Origin of the sequence: Cupriavidus sp. HPC(L), assembly GCF_000307735.3 — a bacterium.
In the GTDB taxonomy this organism is placed as follows: domain Bacteria; phylum Pseudomonadota; class Gammaproteobacteria; order Burkholderiales; family Burkholderiaceae; genus Cupriavidus.
Genome location: NZ_AMPR02000189.1, coordinates 1 through 5,893, shown reverse-complemented (window position 1 = coordinate 5,893; position 5,893 = coordinate 1). Strand labels below are relative to the sequence as shown.

Here is a 5,893-nt window from a genome sequence, read left to right as displayed (position 1 = left end):
CTCGCGCCGGTGCTGCAGATGCTGCTGTATCCGGGCACCAGCGCGCGCCAGGACACGCCGTCGCAGCGGGCGCTGGCCGACGGCTATCTGCTGACCGCGTCGATGATCCAGTGGTTCTTCGCGCAGTATCTGGACCGCGAGCAGAGCCGCGACGACTGGCGCTTTGCGCCGCTCGATGGCGGCGGCAGCGGTGCGGAGGTGGCCGGGTGCTGTCCCGCCTGGATCGCGGTGGCGGGCTACGATCCGCTGCACGACGAGGGCGTCGCCTATGCCGGCAAGCTGCGCGCCGCAGGCGTGCCGGCAGAAGTGGCGGACTACCCCGGCATGATCCATGATTTCTTCAAGCTGGGACGCTTCGTCCCGGCAGTGGCGCGCGCGCACGACGATGCCGTGCGCGCGTTGCGGACGGCCTTCGGCACCGCGCCGCCCATCTAGGGCCGCGCTCGATGCCAAGCCAAGGCGGTCGCAGAACCCCGGTTTTTTCAGGCAATCCACGAGTACCCGAGCAGTACCTTGTAGCAACAGGAGACGACTACAGATGCAACGCCGCCACTTCCTCGCCCGCGCGGGCGCCATCGCCGCCGCCGCGGTAACCGGCCTGGCCGCCACCCCCGCGGCCCACGCCCAGGCGGACAATTTCCCGCAGAAGCCGATCCGCCTCATCATCGGCTATACCGCGGGCGGTTCCACCGATATCCCGTTCCGCGTGCTCGCGGAGAACGCCTCGAAGATCCTGGGCCAGCCGGTGATCGTCGAGAACAAGCCCGGTGCCGGCGGCGTGCTGCCGGCGCAGATGATGCAGGCCACGCCGCCCGACGGCTATACGCTGGCGCAGATCCCGCTGCCGGTGTTCCGCCTGCCGTACACGACCAAGATCAACTGGGACCCGGTCAAGGACCTGACCTATGTGATCAACCTGGCCGGCTATGCGTTCGGCCTGGTCGTGCCGGCCGATTCGCCGATCAAGACGATGCAGGAGTACATCGCCTACGCCAAGGCCAACCCCGGCAAGCTGACCTACGGCACGCCGGGCTCGATGACGACGCTGCATCTGACGATGGAAGAGCTGGCGATGAAGCAGAACGTCCAGTTCTCGCACATCCCGTTCAAGGGCAATTCCGAGTCGATGCAGGCGCTGCTGGGCGGCCACGTGATGTCTGTGGCCGACACGCCGGCCTGGGGGCCGTACGTCGAGCAGGGCCGCCTGCGCCTGCTGTCGGTGTGGGGCGACAAGCGTTCGCCGCGCTTCCCCAACGTGCCGACGCTCAAGGAGCTGGGCCTGGGCATCGTGCAGACCTCGCCGTTCGGCCTGGCCGCGCCCAAGGGCACCGACCCGAAGATCGTCAAGAAGCTGCATGACGCGTTCAAGCAGGCGATGGAGATGCCGAACTACCGCGAGTCGCTGGCGAAGTTCGACATGGAGCCGTTCTACATGAACAGCGAGCAGTACGCGAAGTTCGCGGCCGATACGGTCAAGAAGGAAAAGGCGATCATCGAGAAGCTGGGCCTGGCTCGGCCGCAGTAAGCCGCGGCAGCAATATGCGCGCTGGCCCTCGCCGAGGGCCGTTGATCCCGTCGTCCCCGCGCAGGCGGGGACCCAGTGGCTTGCCGCGCCACGCGGAAATGGGAAAAGCCGCTGGGCCCCCGCATTTGCGGGGCGACGAATTTCCCGGACGCTGTCTTACCCGAGGACTCCGCATGGCCAAGGAAGAGTTTCGCCACAGCATGCCGCTGCGCGTGCGCTGGGCCGAGGTCGATCCGCAGTCGATCGTCTTCAACGCGCATTACCTGACCTATTGCGATATCTGCGTGACCGAGTACTGGCGCGCGGTCGGCATCCGCTATCCCGAGGACGTGCTGCACGCGCATGGCGTGGACATGTACGTCGTCAAGTCGACGCTGGAGTACCACGGCTCGGCGCGCTTCGACGACATGCTGGACATCCGCGGGCGCATCGCGCGCATCGGCCGCTCGAGCATGCTGTTCCGCGTCGAGATGTACCGCGGCGACGAGCATTTGATCACCGGCGAGATCGTCTACGTCTGCGCCGATCCGGCGACGCAGCGCTCGGCCCCGGTGCCGGCGGCCGTGCGCGAGGCGATCGTCACGTACGAGACGGTGGCGCCGGAGCAGTAAGCCGGGAGCGAGTCGCCATCGGCAAGCCGGCTGCACCGGACGCGTCCGACGCGGGTATCATGCCGATCCTCGCCAACCGACGCGTCATCCTTTCATCATGACCCTCACCGTTCGCCTGCTGCCCTGGTCCGAAGCGCGCGAGACCGCGCGCGCGATCCGCTATGCCGTGTTCGTCGAAGAACAGGGCGTACCGGTCGAACTCGAGTGGGACGAATGGGACGAGCCCAGCTGGCATGCGATCGCCTATGACGCGCAGGGCGTCGCGGTGGCGACCGGCCGCCTGCTGCCGGACGGCCACATCGGCCGCATGGCGGTGCTCGCCAGCGCGCGCGGCACCGGCGTCGGCGCCCGCGTGCTCGATGCGCTGATGGCCAAGGCCGAGGCACTCGGCTATCCCGAACTGGTGCTCAACGCGCAGTCGCATGCGGCGCCGTTCTACGCGCGCGTCGGCTTCCAGCAGGTCGGCGAGCCGTTCGAGGAAGCCGGGATTCCCCATATCGAGATGCGCAAGCGGCTGGGAGGCTAGCCTCCAAGGGCGGAGCACGTTCGAGCGACGCTCGAGCACCCGCGCGTCAGTCATCGGCCGACGGCCGCCGCGGCGGCGGTATGAGACCATGCAGGACCATACCGAGCCGTACCCACCGTCTCGCATGAACGACCTGTCCACCGATCTGCCGCGGCCGTCCGCTTCGGCCCCGCATCCCCCCGCACCGCCCGATCCGCCTCCGCCGCAGCGTACCGCGCCGGCCACCTGGGCCACGATGGCGCTGTTCTTCGTCAATGGCGCGACCTTCGCCACCTGGGGCGTCCATATCCCGACGATCAAGGCGCGCTTCGGCCTGTCCGATGCGGTGCTGTCGATGGCGATGCTGGCGGTGGCCTTCGGCGCCATCGTCGCGATGGGTCCGGTGGGCCGCTGGATCTCGCGGGTCGGCAGCACGCGCGCCTGCATGTCGGGCGGCGTGGCCTATGGCGTCGCCACCATCGCGATCCTGGCGATGCCGCATTTCTACGCGCTGGTGCCCGCGCTGATCGCGTTCGGCATGGCCAGCGCCGTGTTCGATGTCGCGATGAACGCGCAGGCCGCCACGGTCGAATCCCGGCGCCACAAGCCGATCATGTCCGCGCTGCACGGCATGTTCAGCCTCGGCGGCATGGTCGGCGCGGCAGTTGGCGGGCTGTTGCTGTCGCTGCAGGTTCCACCGCTGGCGCACGCGATCGGCATGGCGCTGCTGACCGCCGGCGTGGGGCTGGCGTCGAAGCGCTGGCTGCTGCCCGACCACCCGACCGCGCCGCACGCCGGCAAGGGGCACGACCACGCCGGCCGCGCGCTGTGGCTGCTCGGTCTGATGGCGTTTCTCGGGCTGGTGGGCGAGGGCGCGATGTACGACTGGACCAGCGTCTATATGCGCGAGATCGCGCAGGCGCCGATCGGCTGGATCAGCTTTGGCTATGCCGCGTTCTCGGGCGGCATGGCGGTCGGCCGCTTCACCGGGGATCTGGCCCGGGCGCGCTGGAGCGACGCCGGCACGCTGACGGCGAGCGCCTGGCTGGCCTTCGTCGGCATCAGCCTCGCGCTGCTGTGGCCCGCGCCGTGGGCGAGCCTGCTGGGCTTCGCGATGATGGGCCTCGGGGCGGCCAATATGGTGCCGATCTTCTTTGTGGCGGCATCGCGGCTGCCCGGTGTGCCCCCGGCCGAGGGCATCTCCCGCGTGGCGCGCTTCGGCTATATCGGGCTGATGCTGGGTCCGGTGATGATCGGCGGCGTCGCGCACGCCAGCGACCTGCGCTATGGACTTGGCCTGGTGGCGCTGACGATGGGATGGATCGCGCTGGCCGGGGCGCGGACGGTGCGGCGGTATCTTGCCGCCTGACAGTCCATATCCTGTCGCCCCCGCGCAGGCGGGGGCCCAGTGTCTTTGCCAGCGGCGCCTGTCTAAGCCACTGGGTTCTCGCTTGCGCGGGAACGACAGCTGGACTTTAGCGCGGCGCCGGAATCGTGCCCGCGCTGCTGACCACGTTCATCTGGCCCTGGTACGAGACCTCGCCGATCGGCCCGGACGCGTCGAAGCTGCGCTCGCTCAGGTCGAAGCGGCCATCGTGGCGCACGCGCAGCACCGTGCTGGCGCGCGTGCCGTAAGACGGCGAACGGATAAAGGCCGACGACAGCAGCTTTTCCCATTCGGGCGCGACGCCGGTCTGCGGCAGTTCGAAATCGCAGGCCTGGCGCGTATCGGCCAGCAGCGCCAGATAGGGCTCGACGCTGGCGCCGGGTGCGCCGGTGTCGGCGGCCAGCGTCTCGGCCAGCGCGCCGACGCGGCTGCGCACCTTGGGCCACGGCGTGTCGAGCAGCGCGTTGGACAGGCCGTACAGGCCGGGCTTGAGCCGCTGCGGGGCGCCGTCGGGCGAGCGGTTGCTGTACCACCACAGCGCGTCGAGATCGCCCGCGAGCAGGTTGAAGCCGTTGTAGGCGCCGGGGCTGCGGATGCCGGCGCCGCGCGCGAGATCGCCGACGTATTGCTCGGGCGACGCCTCGCCGCGCAGGAAGCCGGCCACCAGTTCGCCGCGCGAGCGGGCATCGGTGCGCTTTTCGGAAGGCGCGCGGTAATTGGTCAGCGCGGCAAAGCGGCCGCCCGCGGTCACGCCCATCCAGGTGCCCGGCTCGCCGATCACGTCCGCCTGGTCGCGGCCGGCCAGCACTTCGGGCGCATCGTCCCACCAGTGCGCCGGCGCCGCCGGGCGGACATAGAATTCATCGCGATTGGCCGCGACCACCAGCGCATAGTCGGGGTGGGCCTGCCAGGCGACGAGGATCAAACACATAAGCCTTTCCTTGTTGCGGGCCGCCGCATCGCTGTGGGCGGCACCGCGCTACAACAGGTCCAGGTCGACGAAGCGTTCGACCTGGCGCTCGCCTTCGAGCCAGTGCTGCAAACCGCTTTGCCGCCACAGACCGTCGAGCGTCGCATCGAAGGCCGGCGGCACGTCGGCGTAGGCCTCCATCCAGGTCTGCAGGCCGGCGCGGGTTTCGGGCCTGCGCATCAGCGTACCACCGATCCCGGTGGCTTCGGCCACCGTGGCCATCCAGCGGTGCCAGTGCGGCAGCGCCTCGGCGGCATCCTGCTCGCGCACGCGGAAGTAGACGAACAGGTGGTCGCTCATCGCGGCGTCTCCTTGCGGCGTCTTGCTGCGGACCGTGGAAGGCCGGCCTCAGGCGGCCGGATCGGTGGCCAGCAGCGGCACCGGGTAGGGCAGCTCGCCCACTGTGATCGCCAGCCCTTCGGCATGGCCCAGATGCAGGCTCGCGCCGGCCGCATCGATCTTCAGCTCGGCCAGCGCGTCCCAGCCGGCGCCATCGGGCTTGGGCGCCGCGTTGACGATCATGCCGCTCGGCTGGCCGGGATCGTCGGCACGATAGATCTCGGCGCCTTCGTCCGGGGTCTCGCCTTCGCCGCTGACCAGCCACATGCGGCGCTTGAGCGTGCCGCGGTACTGGCTGCGCGCGACGACTTCCTGACCCGGATAGCAGCCCTTGCGGAAATTGACGCCGCCGATCAGCTCGAAATTGATCATCTGCGGCACGAACTGTTCCTGCGTGGCCACCACGATGCGCGGAATGCCGGTGCGGATATCCAGCCAGTCCCACAGTTCGGCATCGGCTTGCAGCAGCGTGGTGCCCAGCGATGCGCGCAGCGCATCGGCCTGCGCGGCAGGCGCCACGATCTGCCAGCGCGGCACGCCATCGGCGTCCGGCAGG

At 69.4% G+C, this 5,893-nt stretch carries 8 protein-coding genes; 5 read left to right on the top strand and 3 right to left on the bottom strand.

From position 1 onward, the window contains the following. The 5 genes from B551_RS12300 to B551_RS12280 all read left to right on the top strand — a co-directional run. On the top strand, window positions 1–435 hold a 435-nt coding region (locus B551_RS12300), incomplete at its 5' end, for an alpha/beta hydrolase fold domain-containing protein (RefSeq protein WP_023264189.1). A gap of 103 nt (window positions 436–538) precedes the next feature. After that, window positions 539–1,525: a tripartite tricarboxylate transporter substrate binding protein gene (locus tag B551_RS12295; RefSeq protein WP_023264188.1), complete on the top strand. Its 987-nt coding sequence runs from the start codon at window positions 539–541 to the stop codon at window positions 1,523–1,525. Between the two features lie 173 nt (window positions 1,526–1,698). Continuing rightward, complete coding sequence (locus B551_RS12290) at window positions 1,699–2,136, top strand: YbgC/FadM family acyl-CoA thioesterase (RefSeq protein WP_023264187.1); 438 nt, start codon at window positions 1,699–1,701, stop codon at window positions 2,134–2,136. A 97-nt stretch (window positions 2,137–2,233) separates the two neighbouring features. After that, the gene (locus B551_RS12285; protein ID WP_006579547.1) at window positions 2,234–2,662 is read left to right on the top strand and encodes a GNAT family N-acetyltransferase; all 429 of its coding nucleotides are present in this window, start codon (window positions 2,234–2,236) and stop codon (window positions 2,660–2,662) included. A gap of 235 nt (window positions 2,663–2,897) precedes the next feature. Beyond that, entirely contained in the window at window positions 2,898–4,010 is a 1,113-nt protein-coding gene (locus tag B551_RS12280) for an MFS transporter (RefSeq protein ID WP_043439209.1), read from the top strand. A gap of 106 nt (window positions 4,011–4,116) precedes the next feature. On the opposite strand, the gene B551_RS12275 is transcribed toward B551_RS12280, so the two are convergent. The 3 genes from B551_RS12275 to B551_RS12265 all read right to left on the bottom strand — a co-directional run. Beyond that, window positions 4,117–4,959 (bottom strand): NRDE family protein, encoded by an 843-nt coding sequence (locus B551_RS12275; protein ID WP_006579546.1) that lies wholly within the window; start codon window positions 4,957–4,959, stop codon window positions 4,117–4,119. 48 nt (window positions 4,960–5,007) lie between these two features. Continuing rightward, entirely contained in the window at window positions 5,008–5,298 is a 291-nt protein-coding gene (locus B551_RS12270; RefSeq protein ID WP_006579545.1) for a DUF4936 family protein, read from the bottom strand. A gap of 48 nt (window positions 5,299–5,346) precedes the next feature. Continuing rightward, a partial coding sequence (locus B551_RS12265; RefSeq protein ID WP_043439207.1) for a folate-binding protein occupies window positions 5,347–5,893 on the bottom strand: 547 nt, incomplete at its 5' end.

Bases quoted from the DNA above. Each gene is read 5' to 3' on its own strand.
- B551_RS12290 (WP_023264187.1), top strand. From the start codon at position 1,699: ATGGCCAAGGAAGAGTTTCGCCACAGCATGCCGCTGCGCGTGCGCTGG.
- B551_RS12295 (WP_023264188.1), top strand. From the start codon at position 539: ATGCAACGCCGCCACTTCCTCGCCCGCGCGGGCGCCATCGCCGCCGCC.
- B551_RS12280 (WP_043439209.1), top strand. From the start codon at position 2,898: ATGGCGCTGTTCTTCGTCAATGGCGCGACCTTCGCCACCTGGGGCGTC.
- B551_RS12270 (WP_006579545.1), bottom strand. From the start codon at position 5,298: ATGAGCGACCACCTGTTCGTCTACTTCCGCGTGCGCGAGCAGGATGCC.
- B551_RS12275 (WP_006579546.1), bottom strand. From the start codon at position 4,959: ATGTGTTTGATCCTCGTCGCCTGGCAGGCCCACCCCGACTATGCGCTG.
- B551_RS12285 (WP_006579547.1), top strand. From the start codon at position 2,234: ATGACCCTCACCGTTCGCCTGCTGCCCTGGTCCGAAGCGCGCGAGACC.